General features: G+C 55.0%; 13 protein-coding genes and 2 pseudogenes. 11 read left to right on the forward strand and 4 right to left on the reverse strand.

From position 1 onward, the window contains the following. Positions 1–2098: 2098 nt before the first annotated feature. The 4 genes and pseudogenes from gtfA to IR141_RS07450 form a co-directional block, all read right to left on the reverse strand. Complete coding sequence (gene gtfA, locus IR141_RS07440; protein ID WP_135035366.1) at positions 2099–3547, reverse strand: sucrose phosphorylase; 1449 nt, start codon at positions 3545–3547, stop codon at positions 2099–2101. A 647-nt stretch (positions 3548–4194) separates the two neighbouring features. Then, positions 4195–4847 (reverse strand): annotated as a pseudogene (locus IR141_RS07445) (IS1595 family transposase). A 37-nt stretch (positions 4848–4884) separates the two neighbouring features. After that, positions 4885–5024: pseudogene (locus tag IR141_RS13400) on the reverse strand (IS1595 family transposase); the annotation flags it as partial. 582 nt (positions 5025–5606) lie between these two features. After that, positions 5607–6035 carry an Rrf2 family transcriptional regulator gene (locus tag IR141_RS07450; protein ID WP_135035372.1) on the reverse strand — a complete coding sequence of 143 codons (429 nt, stop codon included), beginning with the start codon at positions 6033–6035 and terminating at the stop codon, positions 5607–5609. Positions 6036–6122: 87 nt separating this feature from the next. Between IR141_RS07450 and IR141_RS07455 the strand changes: the two genes are divergently transcribed. The 11 genes from IR141_RS07455 (at position 6123) to IR141_RS07505 (ending at position 16732) form a co-directional block, all read left to right on the forward strand. Continuing rightward, positions 6123–6485, forward strand: a complete 363-nt coding sequence (locus IR141_RS07455; protein ID WP_135035451.1) for a hemerythrin domain-containing protein — start codon at positions 6123–6125, stop codon at positions 6483–6485. A gap of 281 nt (positions 6486–6766) precedes the next feature. Next, a complete protein-coding gene (locus IR141_RS07460; RefSeq protein WP_135035376.1) occupies positions 6767–7921 on the forward strand; it encodes an NnrS family protein in 1155 nt (384 codons plus the stop codon). 437 nt (positions 7922–8358) lie between these two features. Beyond that, positions 8359–8667: a Grx4 family monothiol glutaredoxin gene (gene grxD, locus IR141_RS07465; protein ID WP_135035379.1), complete on the forward strand. Its 309-nt coding sequence runs from the start codon at positions 8359–8361 to the stop codon at positions 8665–8667. Positions 8668–8890: 223 nt separating this feature from the next. Continuing rightward, on the forward strand, positions 8891–9550 hold the full coding sequence (gene queC, locus IR141_RS07470; RefSeq protein ID WP_135035382.1) for a 7-cyano-7-deazaguanine synthase QueC: 660 nt from the start codon (positions 8891–8893) through the stop codon (positions 9548–9550). Next, on the forward strand, positions 9547–9972 hold the full coding sequence (gene queD / locus IR141_RS07475) for a 6-carboxytetrahydropterin synthase QueD (RefSeq protein ID WP_135035385.1): 426 nt from the start codon (positions 9547–9549) through the stop codon (positions 9970–9972). The genes queC and queD overlap by 4 nt, the downstream gene beginning before the upstream one ends. Positions 9973–10226: 254 nt before the next feature. Then, positions 10227–10598, forward strand: coding sequence for a DUF1304 domain-containing protein (locus IR141_RS07480; protein WP_135035389.1), 372 nt, complete (start codon positions 10227–10229; stop codon positions 10596–10598). A 79-nt stretch (positions 10599–10677) separates the two neighbouring features. Beyond that, positions 10678–11310 (forward strand): 7-carboxy-7-deazaguanine synthase QueE, encoded by a 633-nt coding sequence (locus IR141_RS07485; RefSeq protein ID WP_135035392.1) that lies wholly within the window; start codon positions 10678–10680, stop codon positions 11308–11310. A gap of 420 nt (positions 11311–11730) precedes the next feature. Beyond that, the gene (locus IR141_RS07490) at positions 11731–12822 is read left to right on the forward strand and encodes a conjugal transfer protein (RefSeq protein WP_135035396.1); all 1092 of its coding nucleotides are present in this window, start codon (positions 11731–11733) and stop codon (positions 12820–12822) included. Beyond that, positions 12819–13304 (forward strand): low molecular weight protein-tyrosine-phosphatase, encoded by a 486-nt coding sequence (locus IR141_RS07495; RefSeq protein WP_135035399.1) that lies wholly within the window; start codon positions 12819–12821, stop codon positions 13302–13304. The genes IR141_RS07490 and IR141_RS07495 overlap by 4 nt, the downstream gene beginning before the upstream one ends. A gap of 377 nt (positions 13305–13681) precedes the next feature. Next, the gene (locus tag IR141_RS07500) at positions 13682–14152 is read left to right on the forward strand and encodes a DUF302 domain-containing protein (protein ID WP_135035402.1); all 471 of its coding nucleotides are present in this window, start codon (positions 13682–13684) and stop codon (positions 14150–14152) included. A gap of 192 nt (positions 14153–14344) precedes the next feature. Then, on the forward strand, positions 14345–16732 hold the full coding sequence (locus IR141_RS07505) for a DNA translocase FtsK (protein WP_135035405.1): 2388 nt from the start codon (positions 14345–14347) through the stop codon (positions 16730–16732). Positions 16733–16902: the final 170 nt, after the last annotated feature.

The following is a 16902-nucleotide window of genomic DNA, read 5'->3' on the forward strand; positions in this document are numbered from 1 at the left end:
CCTTGCTGTTTGAGCGCTTTGATGGCCGCAACCGTCTCCTGATTCAACATGAAAGCAGCCTTTGTTTTTTAAGTCAGGATGGTCAATTTCTGACTGCCGTCAGGTGGTCATTTTTGCACTGCCGGTAACATTAACCCTACAAATGTTGGCAGACTGTTTGAATATAAACAGTATTGACAGCCAATACTGACGTAACAATGCTACACCATTCGAATCCGAATATTAAGATGCAAAAAGGCTATTGGTGAAAAATGATGGTTGTCAGATAACGGACGAACCGCTATCATAGATGAAGGCAAACCAGTCTATTTTGTGAGTATTAAAGACAGCAGAGCCATAATCTCCTATATTGATGTGGAATTTCCTACCAATACTTACGAATTTGTGCAGGAGGGCGAATTTGTACGGGAGAGCAAATGAAAAGAGCAGTAAAAGCAATATTGTTTTTTAGTTGTTACACTTGTCCAGACGGCATCTACCTTACCTAGATAAGTTTAAGTAACGTCATGCAGAGCTTTTCCAAAAACAAAGGCATAGTCTATCTAGGTTTGAGTCAGGCGGGGATGACGATGGATTCAATAAAAATGTATAGACGTATTCGTTTGTTCCCCCTCCAGCTGCGTAAAAAACTGTGAAACTATGATTATCACATTTGAGTACATTAAACCCAGCAGAGTACGCGTGCCTGATACAGGTCTACTTAGCAATTTACCTTTAAATATCAATGGCTAGCATGCCCTGTTCTCCAGTTTCACATTGAGTGCTCCAAACAGTTTAGGCTGGGATGTCATATATGTGGGTGACGGTCATAGAGATGCTATAAGGTTAGTTACGGATTCAAAGGCAATAAATTTAATGATGTAGTGGACTTAATGAGACTTCTGATGGGGAATAACCGATGCAAAAAAGTGGATCGCTGTAGTTTCGGTAATTATTATTCCGTTTGTTTATGCTATCATTAAATCAGCAGCAAGGGCCGGTGAACACAAACCAGCCGGCATCCTAATAACCAAGGTTTTTTCCGGGTGGCAGTTGAGCTCCCTATGCCTCCTTAATCTATCTCCCGCTTTGCTGAGATCCGTTCCTTTCGGAAAGTATCGGCGTATCGGCCTGTTGGTGTTCTCCTCCAACCCTTTTCCCAAAAGGGCACCGGCAGCAGAGGCTTCGTCTCCGATGCCTGGGCGAGACCGGGTGCCGGTAAAATGCTTTGCCGTTGTCCGGTGTGAAGCATGTTGTCGAACGGTTTCGGCACGCGGACAGCCGTATCTTTTGCTTTGAAATCGGCGGCTTTGCGGATGACGGTGAATTTGGTTTTTTTCCCGGCTGCGGCAGCCCGCTTTTCCGGCTCCTGCCGATGATGCGCCCGTTTTCAAACCGCCGCTGCGCGCTTTGCCGCCGACAATGGCCGGGCAACCTCCAATGCCCTTCCGCCCCGGTGTTTTGGCTTTAATCCACGCGCGGCTGCCTTCCTGCACTATGGTTTGGAAACGGTACGCGGACGAGGCTGCCGCCGTTTTGCGATCTTTGGCGGGATAACGGTAAACGGTGCCGTTTGATGCCTTTGTGTCGGCTAACGGCGGACGCAGGGCTGTGCTTCCGGATAATCGGCTCTGCAACAGTCTGTTGGACGGAATCCGTTATTTTCCGCGCGGTTTGTTTTGCTTTTGGGCATTACTGTGTTGCAGTGCTTGACGAGAACGGTATGTTGCTCTGACGGAATGCCTTATTTGGCAGCCGGTGTGGAAGGTGCAGCCGATGGTCTGTGTGGTTTGGCCGTGTGTCCGGTTGCAGCTGCAATTCTTCTTGCCGAAAAAGGCCGGTATGCTGTCGAATACCGGCCTTTTCTGTTGGTGGAAGGTTGCACTTGAAGCTTTATTCCTCCACAGCGTTACTACGCTCCATCGTATTACTTATACAGCCTGGGGCTTGCTGCCTTACGGCAAAAAAGTTTCGTCATCACTCCATAAGCTTACACTGCTTATTTTCGTGTAAATGCAGATTGCGGAGATTAGATGTTTTCAGATGACCTAAACTGATCTGGCAAATGGTTCAGGCTTTCAGACGGCCGGCCTTTGTTTTATTACCCCATCTATATGGCTTACAGCGTGATTTCTCTGCTCTCGCCGTTCACGGTTTCAAGGATGGCGAAAGTTTTGTTGCCGGTATTGGCTGTCAGTTTGGCCGATACGCCTGCGGCGGCATTGTTCCACACGATTTCCAGCTCTTTTTCGCCCAATGCTTTCACAGAGAACTCACCATCGAAGGCTTGGGAAGTGTTGCGGAACTTCAGCAGATTGAAGAGTTGTTGTACTACTGGGCGTTTCACGGCTTCATCGATTTCTGCCAAAGAATAGTAGTGGCGGTTGATGTTGCGGCCTTCTTTGGTTTTTTCCAAAAGTTCAATGTCGTTTTCACCGGCGAGCAGGCCTACATAGTAGATTTGCGGGATACCGGGGGCGAAGCATTGCAACACGCGTGCCAAGATATAGGCCTGGTCATTGTTGCCCAACGCCGAATAGTAAGTGCAGTTGATTTGATAGATATCCAAATTATTGTATTCGGCGCTGGAATATTTTTTCTTCACGTTGGCGCCTTGGGCATAGAGAGCTTCGCGGGTGGCTTCGCACTCTTCATCGGTCATTAAATCTTTTACGTCCACCACACCGATGCCGTCATGGGTGTCGAGGGTGGTAAACTGTTTGCGCGGGCAGATTTCCAACCAATGCACGAGTCGGTCAACGCAGCCGCGGAACAGGGTGTGCAACACCAGCATCGGCAGGGCGAAATCGTAAACGTAATAATCGTGTCCGGCGATTTTGAGCTGGATGGTGTAGTGCTCGTGAATTTCGGGCAGCACGGTAACATTGTGCGCATCAAGCACATCGGTGCATTCTTTCAGGGTTTCCCAGATTTCCGGTTCCACAAAGAAGCAGTTGGTGCCGATTTTTTTGTTGGCATAGGCAAACGCATCAAGGCGGATAATCGATGCACCCTGTTTGCTCAGAAATTCAAGGTTGTCTTTAATGAATTTTTTGGTTACCGGGTGGGTAACGTCTAAATCGACCTGCTGCTCGTCAAAAGTACACCACACTTTTTCGCTGGTGCCATCTGCAAATTCGGCCATGCGGTAAGGTGCACGCGGCTTACGTTTGTAGATTAAATCCACCTGCTCTTCGGTCGGCTCGCCGCCCGGCCAAAACTCTTTATAGCGGATAAACAAATTCCGCCATTCGGAACCATCTTTTTTCTGTTGAAAATCCTGGAAATAAGGCGATTGTGCAGAAATATGGTTCACCATAAAGTCAAACATCAAGTAATAATCTTTCGCCAGCGCATTTACGTCTTCCCAGCCGCCGAATGCAGAATCGACTTTGGTATAGTCCATCGGTGCAAACCCCCGGTCACCGGAAGACGGGAAGAACGGCAGGATATGCACGCCGCCGATCACGCCCTTCATGTGCTTTTCCAACACGTTTTTCAAATCTTTCAGATTGCTGCCCAAACTGTCGGCATAGGTAATCAACATGGCTTCATTTTTCACTTGCATGATTTTCTTCCTGTCGTTAAATGTCGTTGGATTACACCTTCAGCGCATCATGCCCGGCAAGCATGACACCGATGTCAGTTTGCACAGTATCATATCAAACTCCCTGCAAAAATCAATTAGTTTAGTGTAATGAAAATGTTAGCAAGCAATACTAATTGATATAAAACAAATTCCGCTTTATCCGCGCAACGAGACGCAGGCTTGCCCATAATTTCATTTATCGACATAAAGCTTGAGTGTTTGAAATATTCTTTCAAACGGCCTGATTTTATACGCAACCAATATCCTATTAATCTATCTCCCTACCCCAAAATAATGACGGCATTGGTACACTCTATCGCTTGGATCTCTGAAACATACAGCAAGCCGTCTGAAAACCGAAATACCGTTATTTCCATTTCACAGGCGGACGTATGAAAATATTGAAATACATTAAACAACACTCATAAATATCGAACGCTCAGCTTTCTCTCCGTACAGGAATGACACAACTGTTATGCAAAGAAGATAACATCAGATAAACTTCTGATCATATTTTCGGAAAGAGTTGGCTGTTTACATTTTTTATGCCCATCAGCTTTGGTTTTCTGCCGAAACAATGGTATTCTAACATTCAACAAATATTTTGGGGTTGAAGTAGCTTAGCCCTAAATACCACACCAAGTCCGCAGTGTTTTCAACTGCTCACTTGGTGTGCCAAAGTTAAAACGAAACCCGCATTCTTTCAAGAATAAGGGAAAAGACTTCCGGTCGATTCCGTTGTATTTGCGTAGCACACGCTTGGCCTGATTCCAAAAATTCCCAATGCCGTTGATGTGGTTTTGTCTCTGGGCAAATGTCTTGCCGTGGTTAATCCTATGGTGGTGAAAACCGCCGACATCCAGGACATCATCGCTGCTTAAACTGTCGGTATACACCACACTGTCCGGCATGATTTTCTTCGCAATAACAGGCAACAAACTCTCTTTTTTGGCGTTATCCACGACCACGGTATAAACCTTGCCGCCATGTTTGAGGATACCGAAAACCACCACTTTGCCTGCGGCTCCTGTGCCGCGTTTTCCTTTGCGTTTACCGCCGGAGCAGCGCTCATCTGACTCTACGGAACCTTCAAAAACCTGATCGGCCTCCAAGGCCGAATGATGGCTGATGACGAGGCGGATTTTGCGGTAAAAGAGTATGGCGGTGTTGGGCCGGATACCCAATACATCGGCAGCCGAACGGCAGTAACTTCCGGCACAAAATATCTGAGTAGTGTCTTCTGTGATTTTTTGCTTAATTTACAGTTTGTTATCTTCATTTTAGCAGCTTGTCATGATTGCTAATCTACGTCAGCCCCTGAAAATGCTATACCAGTGGCTGATGGTATTACGGTTGAAGCCTGTCAGCAAAGCGGTTTTTGAGGCTTCTATATCGACACAAAAATGCTTGATAATTTTTTGAGCTGATAGCCACTTAACTTGGTGTTATATTTCATTTTTCTAGTCTAACAGAGCTATTCTGCTAGTCTAGAGCCTAAATTATATTGAAACGATAACGAAAGTTATTGTGAAGATGGGAATCGGCATTTTCCCCGCCATACCTGTGCGAGCGTAACAGGTACTTGAACAAGCAGCGTTTATCGCCCCACCAAAACCAGTGGAAGACGGTGGACTAAAGGCGGCGCAGACAATATATATATAAAGAAAGGCCGCTTCAAACAAACCGGCTGCCATTGTTTTGCCGTGATGCCTTTAAAGCCCAACAGCCATACAGAGCCAAAACGGCTTCGATAATGAATCCACTTTATTTTCTGTTGCCGCGTTGCTGCATCTGGCACAAAGAAAGCGGTTTTGGCGGCCGCCGTGGCAGAGGCGGCTCCGCAATGCTTGCGCCGCCTGCGGCTTGCTACCTTATGCCGCAAGCGTGCAAACCCACCGTAAAAAAGCAGGCTTGCCCCGGCCTTAAAATATAATACAGACCCGAAATGAAACCGAACTGGAGCCGTCTGAAATTTCAGACGGCCGGGCATCGCCCCGCTTTTGGTTTCCAAACTCCCCCGTCTGCCTATACGCGGTTCTCAAATTTTCGGCACATACAGCAAATCACGGGTGGTTTTATTGATCAGGTCGGCCAATGTGAAGCCGTCCAGATAGTTCAGAAAGGCTTTTACCGCCCCGCCGAGTATGCCCGCCATGCGGCAACCCGGGCTAATCAGGCAGCGGTTGTTTTCACCCATACACTCTACCATCTGCATCGGCTCCAAATGGCGCACCACCGCGCCGATGCTGATATACTCTGGCGCGCAGGCAAGTTTCAGGCCGCCGCCGGTGCCGCGCACGCTGTCGAGAAAGCCGCCTTTCACCAGCGCGGCAACCACTTTCATCAGATGGCTTCTCGAGATACCGTAGATATCCGCAATCGTGCCGATATTGACCAAAGCACCATCGTTTACAGCGGTATACATCAGCACGCGCAAGCCGTAATCGGTATGTTGGGTTAAATACATAATCGTAATGGGTTTGACTGATTTGACTTATAGGTGAGGAAAGTTTCATAATATATGAAACTTATAAAATTATCCAGCCGCGCCACTATGAAACCGCTCAAACGCCACCCTGATTTAATCGAACGCTCGCGCGAACATCATCACTCGCTGGCATTGTGCCTGCGCATTCTGCGCCATCCCGCCGGCTGCCACCGGGCCGATATAGAAACCCACCTGCCCGACCTGCTGGCGCATTTTGCTGCCGAAGAACATCAGTTTGCCCCGCATTGGCACAACATAGCCCCCGCCCTGCGCGCCCGCTTCGAATCCGACCACCGGCAACTGCGTGAGATGGCGGCCGCCCCGCAATACGGCAGCGAGGCATGGAACACCGGGTTTGCCCTCACCCTGCGCAATCACGCCCGTTTTGAAGAGCGCGAGCTCTTTCCTGCCCTGGAGCCGTTTTTATAATGGGCGCGCTTATCATGAAAAAGCGCGCCGCAACTTTTTCAGACGGCCCTGGTGCAGCCGCAGGCCGTCTGAAAAGTTTCTGATGCTGCCCGCCGCAACACAAATTTGCCGCATCTTTTAAAGCATGAAACCGCCAACCATAGCCGCCCCGCGCAGCAAGCCCAAGCGGCAGGCCGCAGATTATGCCGTTTCCAACAGATTAACACCCTCATTACTTTAAAGAAAGCGGGGCGGCATAATATCGAAATACCTTTTACCCGCTATCTTTCACAGGAACCGCCATGAATGCTTTTTTCAACCGCCCCGTGTGGGCGATGGCCTTTCGGCCTTTTTATCCGCTGGCCGCACTTTTCGGTGCGTTATCGGCGCTGCTGTGGGGCTTGGGCTATCAAGGCACGGCAGAACTGCCTTCACTTTACTGGCACGCCCACGAAATGATTTGGGGCTATGCCGGCGCGGTAGTGGTGGGCTTCCTGCTCACCGCCGTTGCCACTTGGACGGGGCAGCCGCCCACGCGCGGCGCGGCTTTGGCAGGTTTGGCCGCCTGCTGGCTGGTGGCGCGGATTGCACTGTATTTTCCAAACGGCGCGACGATGGGCGGCATTGCCGGCACGGTGTTTTTCGGCTATGCAGCGGTGTGTCTGGCTTTACCGGTTATCCGCAGCCGCAATTCGCGCAACTATATTGCGGTGGCCGCTCTGTTGGTGTTCGGGCTGACCCATGCGCTGTTCCACCTCTATCTGCAGCCGTTTCACGCTGCCGCCCTGCTCAACGGCCTGATGGCGGGCTTGATGATGGTGGCAGGCTTTATCGGCCTGGTGGGTATGCGGATTATGCCGTTTTTCACTGCCAAACGTTTGAATATTCCGCAGGTTGCCTCGCCTGCCTGGGTGGCATGGTCGGCCTTGCTGCTGCCCATGCTTGCCGCCGTGCTGATGATGCTGCAAACCGCCCTGCCCCTGGCCGCCGCCGCCATGCTGGCGGCCGGTGCGGTTAATTTGGTGCAGGTGTGGCGGTGGTGGAACGGCAAAGTGTTGCGCGAGCCTATGTTGTGGGTGTTGTTTGCAGGTTATCTGTTTACGGCACTCGGCCTGATTGCCGCCGGCGCGGCGCAATGGCAGCCGGCCTGTCTGAGTTTGGGCGTACACCTCACCGGAGTGGGCGGCATCGGCCTGCTTACCGTGGGCATGATGGCGCGTACCGCGCTGGGGCACACCGGCAGACCCATCTATCCCGCGCCGGCATCGGTAACGGCAGCCTTTTGGCTGATGACCGCTGCCGCCGTGGTGCGCGCTGCCGCTGCGCTTTCAAGCGGCACGGCCTACACTCACGGCATCCGTTTCTCAGCCGTTTTATTTGCCCTTTCTCTGCTGCTGTATGCTTGGCGCTATATCCCGTGGCTGCTCTCGCTCCGTGCAGACGGCAAGGCCGGATAATCGGTGTTTACGGGTGAAATCCAACAGAAACGGCAGGCCGCATCACCCTGGCTTTGTGGCCACACGGCGGCCGGCTCAATTATTTTTTCCGATGCCGGGCCGGCCGGTTCCGTATCGATTCCAACCGAATCCGCCCTTCAAGAGCTGGCACCGTACCATCAGATTTGCGCCAAACTCTGTTGGATACACAAGCCGCAAAGGCCGTCTGAACAATCTGCCTTTCAGACGGCCTGCCCGGTTTTAAACCAACCCCTTTCCGGCCGCTTTCAGCGAGGATTCCACCATCTCCCACCGCATCAACACCCGCGCTGCCCCGCCCCTGCCCGGCACAACGCACGCCGCCGCGCCTATACTGCCGCGTGCGGCCGTGTATCGGAAACCGGCCGAATCCACTATAATCGCCCTGTTTTTACACTCATCACTTTCAGGAACCGGATATGAGCATCCAAGAACAAATCAAAGAAGTGGTTACCACCCACCGCGTGGTATTGTTTATGAAAGGCACCAAGCAGTTTCCGCAATGCGGTTTCTCTTCGCGCGCCGTGCAGCTTCTACAGGCTGCGGGCTGCGAAGATTTCGTTACCGTTAACGTGCTGGAAAACGAAGCCGTGCGCCAGGGCATCAAAGAATACAGCAGCTGGCCGACCATTCCGCAACTGTATGTCGATGGCGAATTTCTGGGCGGCTCCGACATCATGATGGAAATGTTTGAAGCCGGCGAACTGCAGGAAGCCTTAAAAGCATAACCGCCGCGCCATGCCGCCCGATGAAACGCTTTCAGGCCGTCTGAAACACGCTTTCAGACGGCCTTGGCAGCTTATAGCGGTTCTCCTTTATTTCCGGCACAAGGCAGGGCGCGGCCGCGCCGCAACGGCAGTGAAAGGATTTCACCCTAATCCGCCATTATCCCGCCTCTTTCGTTTACGCGGTTCGCAATCCATCCCGCGACAACAAAACTAGGAACCCGTCATGACCCCTCAAAAAGCCGTGGTCGTCTTTTCAGGCGGCCAGGATTCCACCACCTGCCTGATTCAGGCCGTGCGCCGATACGGCAGCGAAAACGTAGAAGCCGTTACCTTCCAATACGGCCAACGCCACGCCCGCGAGCTGGAATGCGCCCGCTTTATTGCCCGAGATTTGGGCGTGCGCCAAACCCTGCTCGATTTGAGCCCGATGCAGCACATCACCCATAACACGCTGATGGACGAAACCGCCGAAATCCAAGCCCCCGCAGGCGGCGTCGTGCCCAACACCTTCGTAGACGGCCGCAACGCGCTGTTTCTGCTTTATGCCGCCGTTTACGCCAAAAGCCGCAACGCCCGCCATATCATCACCGGCGTGTGCGAAACCGATTTTTCGGGCTACCCCGACTGCCGCGATATTTTCATCAAATCGATGAACGTTACCCTCAATCTGGCGATGGACTACACCTTCCAAATCCACACCCCGCTGATGCACCTCACCAAAGCGCAAACCTGGGCGCTGGCCGATGAAATGGGCTGTTTGGACTATATCCGCTGCCACACCCACACCTGCTATCAGGGCACCGCAGGCGGCTGCGGAACCTGCCCCGCCTGCGTGCTGCGCGAACGCGGGCTGGCCGAATATCTGGCAGGCAGGGCATCATGAAAATCACCAAAATCTTCACCTTCGATTCTTCCCACATGCTAAACGGCCACGACGGCAAATGCCGAAACCTGCACGGCCACACCTATTCGCTCGAAATCACCGTTTCAGACGGCCTGATTGAAGCAGGCGCGAAAGCCGGCATGGTGATGGATTTTGCCGACTTGAAAACCCTGGTCGAACAACACATTATCGAGCCGTTCGACCATGCTTTCCTTTATCACGGCGCCAACGCGCGCGAAAGCCAAATCGCCGCCCTGCTGGAAGGCTGGCAGATGAAAACCCTGCGTTTACCCCGCCGCACCACCGCCGAAAACCTGAGTGTAGAAATCTACAGCCGTCTGAAAGCCGCCGGCCTGCCCGTGTGCAGCGTCAAACTGTGGGAAACGCCCGCCTCGTGCGCCGAATACAGCGAACCACCATAACCCGCACGGCAAACCGGCTGCCTGCCTTATCGCGGATGCCCGCTTTTTCCACCCACTCAGCAGGCCGCAAACAGGCAACCCGGCACCGGTGCCGCTTCCGCTGCCGCCGCGCGGCCTACACCATCCTTGTCTTTGAACCGCCGCACGGCAGCACTGTAACGGAGTCAAGAACAAGCAGACGCACAACACCCACCGCACTACCGGCAGCACTGCATTGTTCTTTATGTTGATACACCCTGTGAGAAAACCCAACCATGCAAACCTTGGCAACCCTGGCGGCCTTAATCGTGGCCGCCGAACATTTTTATATTATGTATCTCGAAATATGCAGAATTCCCGGCCCGCAGGCCGCCCGCATTTTCGGCCTGCCCGAAGAATTTATGCGGCAAAAGCGCGTGCAGGTGATGTTTGCCAACCAGGGGCTGTATAACGGCTTTCTGGCCGCCGGCATCATTTGGGCGCAGTTTTTCGCGCCGCAAAACGCAAGCTCCCAAGCCACGCTGCTGTTTCTCGGCTTTGTGATCACCGCCGCCGTGTGGGGCGCGGCCACTTCAAACAAGGGCATTCTGCTCAAACAGGGCCTGCCCGCGCTATTGGCATTTCTGGCCGTTGCGGTATATGCTTAGGCCGTCTGAAATAGGATAACCATAAGATTGCGCCCCACCCGAAACCTGTTCGTACGGCCGAACCGGAGCAACTGAAAACATGACAGAAATCCGCCCCGAAAACCCCGCCTACCGCATTGTCGAAATATTCGAGAGCCTGCAGGGCGAAGGCAGCAACACCGGCATGCCCGCCGTGTTTATCCGCCTGGGCAAATGCAACCTCGCCTGCGCCTGGTGCGACACCGACTACCTCACCTTTAAAACAGTAAGCCTGCAGGATATTTTAGGCCGTCTGAAACACTATTCCGCCCGAAACGTCATCATCACCGGCGGCGAGCCGACCATACAGCCGCATTTGGGCATATTGCTCGATGCTTTGAAATCGGCGGGTTACCGGCTCTTTATCGAAACCAACGGCCTAAACCCGGTGCCGCCGCAGATCGACTACACCGCCGCCAGCCCGAAAGCCTGCTACGCGGCCAAATATGAACAGCAGTGCATTGAAAAAGCAGACGAAGTGCGCATCGTGGCCGATGGCGACGTATTGGCATTTTGCACGGCAATGGAGCAGAAAATCCGCGCCAAGCATTATTATCTTTCGCCCTGCGAACAAAACGGCCGCATGAATATCTACGACACCATCCGCCAAATCGGCCTGTTAAACAGCCGCCCCGATGCCCCCGTGCACTGGCAGTTGAGCGTGCAGGCGCACAAATGGGCGGGCATCGAATAGCGCGGCGGCAAGGGTTGGGTTGCCAAAGCGGGCGGGCAAAGCCTTTTCAGACGGCCGAAGCGCACCCCGCAACGCGCTTTCTTCGCCCTTGCGCCCCCCCTATACTGCCGATTCCCCAAACCAATATAAAGTATAATGCGGTGGGCAGGCACAGCACGCCGTATCGGGCAGGGCAATACCGTCATCGCTTGAAAGCAGGCGGCTGTCGTGAGCCTGCTCCGGTTTTGCCGCAAGGCAGGCCGCCAACACACAACACAACCGGCTCTGCTGCCGCCCGATGCGGCCGGCAAAACTGCTCTCCTTAACCTGCCGAATCAAAGTGCCGCAGCGTCCCAACGGAAACCAAGCAGGTTCGCGATACCGGAAACCAACCGATTCACTATATAATGCGCCATCTTGCGCACTCCGAAAGCAACGCCGATGCCGATTCTGCCCGACCCCCGCCCCTATCCTGCCGAGCCCGTCAAAAACAGCCTGCTCACCTATGCCTCGCAAATCGCGCACGGCACTTCTACCGCACAGCGCACACTCTGCGCCGAATCGCTGCAGGCCGAAATCTACACAATGTTGCAGCAAAATCATTATCTCGGCCTTTCCGTAGCCATGAGCATGGCACCCGATGCCGGCAGCTACCGCGCGCTGTTCGACAGCCTGAACGACACCCTGCTGGCCAAAACCGACTCCGAAATCCAATGGTTTGCCCTGCCCGTGGTGCTGGTGGCCGGCTGCAACCAGCCGCACACGCTGCCGTTAAACGCGCCAACGATAGAGCTGTGCGCCTGCCTGGCCGATTACCCCCACCTGCGCGAGCTGGTGCAGGCAGCCTGGCTGCCCAAACTGATGCGCTCGGCCGATTTGGCCGCCATCGATGCCGGCCTATGGTTTGCCGCCAAACAAAACGAAGCCGCCGCCCAAGCATTTGCCGCCAAGCTGCCGCAGGCAGATTTGGCCGTTCCGCAGGGGCAGTCGGTTCATGTGGTATTTGCCTTAGGCTACGGCAAAAAAAGCATTCAGACGGCCTTAAACCCCAATCTGCGCGAAGCCGCGCTGCCGCTGATGCAGGTGTGGCAAACCGCCTTTACGCAACCCGGCCTCACCCTGTTTGCCAACCCGCTCGCCCCCGCCGCGCCGCCGGCAGCCCTCGCCGAAGGCAGCCGTATGCGGCTGCGCATGGCACTGGATGTGTTTGCCGCCAACGCCATCCGCGCCGTGCGCCTGCAAAGCCCGCGCGCCGGCGTGGTGGTGGCCGCGCAGCAGGGCGGCAGAATCCTGTTCGGCTTCAACGCCACCGACAGCGCCTTCGAGCTGGCCGACCAAGTGTTTGCCTGGCCGCTTTCCCCTGCTGAGAGCATTGCCGCCCTCCAGCAGGATTTTCTAGACCTGATGGCCGAATGCCGGGTTGAAAACATCCGCCTGCTGCACGATGTGCTGCCCGAAGAAGCCGAGTTGCCCACCTATGCCCGCGCGCTCAAACTGCCCGGCCACAACCCTTTGTTTGCAGAACAATCATGAAAACCTACCACATTTTGTTTGTGTGCCTGGGCAACATCTGCCGTTCGCCGATGGCCGAATACGTTTTCCGCCGCCTGGCCGCCGATGCCGGCGCAGCACACCGCGTGCAGGCTGCCAGCGCCGGCACATCAGGCTGGCACAACGGCGAAAATATGCACAGCGGCACCCTGAAAAAACTCAGGCAGCACGGCATCGACCCTTCGGGCTTTGCCAGCAGCCAGGTCAAGCCCGGCGACTGCGGCCGTTATGATTTTCTCATCGCCATGGACGACAACAATCTTGCCGAGCTCGAACGCCTGTTCGGCCGCCGCCCCGGGCAGATTTTCAAACTCACCGACCTGATACCCGAAAGCGGCTGCAACCATGTGCCCGACCCGTGGCACACCGGCGATTTCGATGAAACCTTCCGCCTGGTATCGGCGGGCAGCAGGGTGCTGCTGGACAAACTGGGCTTAACCGCCAACTGCAGCGGGCGCAGTTGATACCGCACACAAACCGCGCATACGGCAGGCAAAGTTTGCACCCCATCCACACCGTTTGAGCCGCCGGGTGCCCGGCAAACCAACACGCCGCCAAGCCAAACAGTATTTGCCGCCGCTGGCGCGGGCAGGAATCCGACCGGGCGCAAACCCGCGCGTTTGACACCCCTGCATCGGCTTAGACCATACTTTACTGCCCGCAAACAGCAGCATCGAAACCTTTCAGACGGCCTAAAAATATTTGGCAAAAGCTTCAGCCGTCTGAACACCCTGCCTTTACCGTTTTAAACATCAGGCAGATCAAACCCTCCCGCCGCACCTGCAGCGGCAACACCGTTTTACCCACCAGGCCCAACCGGCCGATTAAAAAAGGAAACACCATGAAACTGCTGAAAACCCTCCCCCTGCTCTGCATTGCCTCCCTTGCCGCCGCCTGCGCCCACACGCCGCCCAAACCGGAGCGTACCGCCAAGCCGACCCACACCGTTGCCAGCCGCTACGGTTTCAACGAAACCGTGCAACGCATCGAGGCCGCCGTTAAAGCCAAAGGCATGACGGTGTTCGGCGTGATCGATCATCAAGAGGCCGCCCGGCAGCACGGGCTGACCATGCAGCCGGCCAAAGTCATCATATTCGGCAACCCCAAAGCCGGCACGCCGCTGATGGTGAAAGACCCCGAATTCGCCCTCCGCCTCCCCCTGCGCGTGCTGGTTACCGAAAACGGCGGCAGCATATCTGTGGTATTTCAAGACACCCGCGCGCTGATAGAAAACAGCCGCCTGGATTTTTCCGATGTGGAAAACGGCTTGGCTAAAGCCGAAACCCTGCTGCAAAAAACCGTTGCCGAATAATCGGCAGATTCGCACCCCGGCGGCACGCGGTGGTTTTCAGACGGCCTCAAAACGCGGCAGACCCGTTGCCGGCCGTCTGAAAGCCTGCCGCGCCCTGCAAGGCATAATATTGTATAATTGCGCCTTTTCTCGCCCCCGACACGATTTTGCCGCCTGATGGCTTTCAGACGGCCGAACCCCCGCTATACCGCCATGGCTGACCAATCCCCGAAAAAATCCGAAAAAACCGCCGCCAAGCCGCGTGCGCAAACCGCTGCCGCGCCGTCTGAAACCAAAGCGCGCCGCGCCAAAGGCGTAACGCCCGGCAAGGCCAAGCGCAACCGCCCGCCGCACGTTGCCAATCTGATTAACGATACCTTATGGCTGTTTGCCCTGCTGCTTACCGTTTATGCCGCGCTCTCGCTGGCAAGCTTCACCATGCAGGATCCCGCCTGGTCGCGCAGCGTGCCCGCAGCCGGTGAAGTGCGCAACCTGGGCGGCCTGTTCGGCGCTTACCTGGCCGATGTCGGCTATTATTTGTCGGGCTTGTCGTTTTGGTGGCTGGTGGCGGCAGGCTGCGTGTGGCTGTATAAAAACTTCCGCCCCCTCAAAACGCCCGACAGCAAGCCCTACAACCACAAAATCGCATTTGCCGCACTGGGCATACTGCTGCTCTCCAGCCCGATTTTGGAAGTGTTCGCCTTCAAAGCGCAATTGGCCGATGCCCTGCCGGTCGGCGCGGGCGGCTTAACCGGTTCGTTTGCCGCACCGGGGCTCAGCCTTCTGCTGGGCACTTCGGGCAGCCTGCTGGTTATGCTGGTAGTGGTGTTGCTCGCCCTCTCGCTGCTGGTGCAGGTGTCGTGGCTCGACATACTCGAAAAAACCGGTGCCAAACTTGAGTGGATGTGGCTGAAACTGGTGCGCAAAGAAGACAAATACATCCGCGACCTGCCCGATGCCAAAACCACCCGCCGCATGGTGCGCGATGCCAAAAACATCACCGCCGAGCCTGTGGAACCCATCGAAGGCACCAGCAGCAACCGCAAAGTGGCCATTGCCCCGCCGCCCGCGCCCGTTCAGACGGCCTTGTTCGACAGCAAAGGCGAAGCCGCCGAGCCGCCCCCCGCAGGCGAATACACCCTCCCCCCGCTGCACCTGCTGCGCCTGCCGCAGGGAGAGCCGCCCGCCATCAACCCCGACAAACTGCAACAAACCGCCGAACGCATCGAAGCCAAGCTGGCCGAATTCGGCATCGGCGCGCAAGTGGTTTCGGCCACTTCGGGGCCGGTTATCACCCGCTTTGAAATCGAACCCGCGCAGGGCGTGAAAGGCAGCCAGATTGTCAATCTTTCCAAAGACCTGGCGCGCTCGATGTCGCTGCAGGCCGTGCGCATCGTTGAAACCATCGCCGGCAAAAACACCATGGGCATCGAGCTGCCCAACGAACGCCGCCAAGACGTGATGCTGAGCGAAATCCTTTCCTCGCCCGTGTTTACCAATGCCAAATCCAAACTCACCGTTGCGCTGGGCAAAGACATTGCCGGCATCCCCGTGGTGGGCGATCTGGCCAAAATGCCCCACCTTTTGGTGGGTGGCATGACCGGCTCGGGCAAATCGGTGGGCGTAAACGCCATGATTCTGTCGGTACTTTTCAAAGCCGCGCCCGATGAAGTGCGCTTTATCATGATCGACCCCAAAATGCTCGAACTGAGCATTTATGAAGGCATTCCCCACCTGCTCTGCCCGGTGGTAACCGATATGCGCGAGGCCGGCCAAGCTCTCAACTGGTGTGTGGCCGAAATGGAAAAACGCTACCGCCTGCTCTCCCACGCCGGCGTGCGCAACATCGATGGGTTCAACAAAAAGCTGGCCGAAGCCGCAGAAGCGGGCAAGCCGCTGCTCAACCCCTTCAGCCTCAACCCCGACCACCCCGAGCCGCTCGAAAAACTGCCGATGATTGTGGTGGTGATTGACGAATTGGCCGACCTGATGATGACCGAGCGCAAATCGGTAGAGCAGCAGATTGCCCGCCTTGCCCAAAAAGCCCGCGCCGCCGGCATCCACATGATTGTCGCCACCCAACGCCCCAGCGTGGATGTGGTAACCGGCCTGATTAAAGCCAACATCCCCACCCGCATGGCCTTTACCGTGCAAAGCAGAATCGACAGCCGCACCATTCTCGACCAAATGGGCGCAGACGAGCTGCTCAAATACGGCGATTCGCTGTTTCTGCAGCCGGGCAACGCCGAGCCCACCCGTCTGCAAGGCGCATTTGTGTCGGACGATGAAGTGCACCAAATCGTCAACCACGTCAAACGCCAGGCACCCGCCAACTATGTCGAAGGGCTGCTCAGCGGCGAAGCCGCGCTGGAAACCACCAACATCGTCAACCCCAACGCCAACAGCGACGAACTCTTCGACCAGGCTGCCGCCTTTGTGCTGGAAAGCCGCAAAACCTCGATCTCATCGCTGCAACGGCAGCTGCGCGTGGGCTACAACCGCGCCGCCAACCTGATGCAGGCTCTGGAAGATGCCGGCATCGTTTCCCCCGCCGATGTGGGCGGCAGCCGTAAGATTTTGACTCAGAAGGATAATCTTTAAATAATCTTTAGGGCAGATAATCTTTAAGAATTGCTTCGCCGGTTTAAATATGGAAAGGCCGTCTGAAAAACAGTTTTCAGACGGCCTCAAACTTTATGCAATCGATACCGCCTTCACTATCCACCACATCCGTCATACTCGGGCTTGACCCGAGTATGACGGATATGTTC

It is taken from the genome of Neisseria sp. 19428wB4_WF04 (genome assembly GCF_015235335.1).
GTDB classification, from domain to species: domain Bacteria; phylum Pseudomonadota; class Gammaproteobacteria; order Burkholderiales; family Neisseriaceae; genus Neisseria; species Neisseria musculi.

Excerpts from the sequence above, each read along its gene's own strand:
- grxD (WP_135035379.1), top strand. The coding sequence starts at position 8,359 with ATGAGCATCCAAGAACAAATCAAAGAAGTGGTTACCACCCACCGCGTG.
- queD (WP_135035385.1), top strand. The coding sequence starts at position 9,547 with ATGAAAATCACCAAAATCTTCACCTTCGATTCTTCCCACATGCTAAAC.
- IR141_RS07485 (WP_135035392.1), top strand. The coding sequence starts at position 10,678 with ATGACAGAAATCCGCCCCGAAAACCCCGCCTACCGCATTGTCGAAATA.
- IR141_RS07455 (WP_135035451.1), top strand. The coding sequence starts at position 6,123 with ATGAAACCGCTCAAACGCCACCCTGATTTAATCGAACGCTCGCGCGAA.
- IR141_RS07500 (WP_135035402.1), top strand. The coding sequence starts at position 13,682 with ATGAAACTGCTGAAAACCCTCCCCCTGCTCTGCATTGCCTCCCTTGCC.
- IR141_RS07460 (WP_135035376.1), top strand. The coding sequence starts at position 6,767 with ATGAATGCTTTTTTCAACCGCCCCGTGTGGGCGATGGCCTTTCGGCCT.
- gtfA (WP_135035366.1), bottom strand. The coding sequence starts at position 3,547 with ATGCAAGTGAAAAATGAAGCCATGTTGATTACCTATGCCGACAGTTTG.
- IR141_RS07490 (WP_135035396.1), top strand. The coding sequence starts at position 11,731 with ATGCCGATTCTGCCCGACCCCCGCCCCTATCCTGCCGAGCCCGTCAAA.
- IR141_RS07480 (WP_135035389.1), top strand. The coding sequence starts at position 10,227 with ATGCAAACCTTGGCAACCCTGGCGGCCTTAATCGTGGCCGCCGAACAT.
- IR141_RS07505 (WP_135035405.1), top strand. The coding sequence starts at position 14,345 with ATGGCTGACCAATCCCCGAAAAAATCCGAAAAAACCGCCGCCAAGCCG.
- IR141_RS07495 (WP_135035399.1), top strand. The coding sequence starts at position 12,819 with ATGAAAACCTACCACATTTTGTTTGTGTGCCTGGGCAACATCTGCCGT.
- IR141_RS07450 (WP_135035372.1), bottom strand. The coding sequence starts at position 6,035 with ATGTATTTAACCCAACATACCGATTACGGCTTGCGCGTGCTGATGTAT.
- queC (WP_135035382.1), top strand. The coding sequence starts at position 8,891 with ATGACCCCTCAAAAAGCCGTGGTCGTCTTTTCAGGCGGCCAGGATTCC.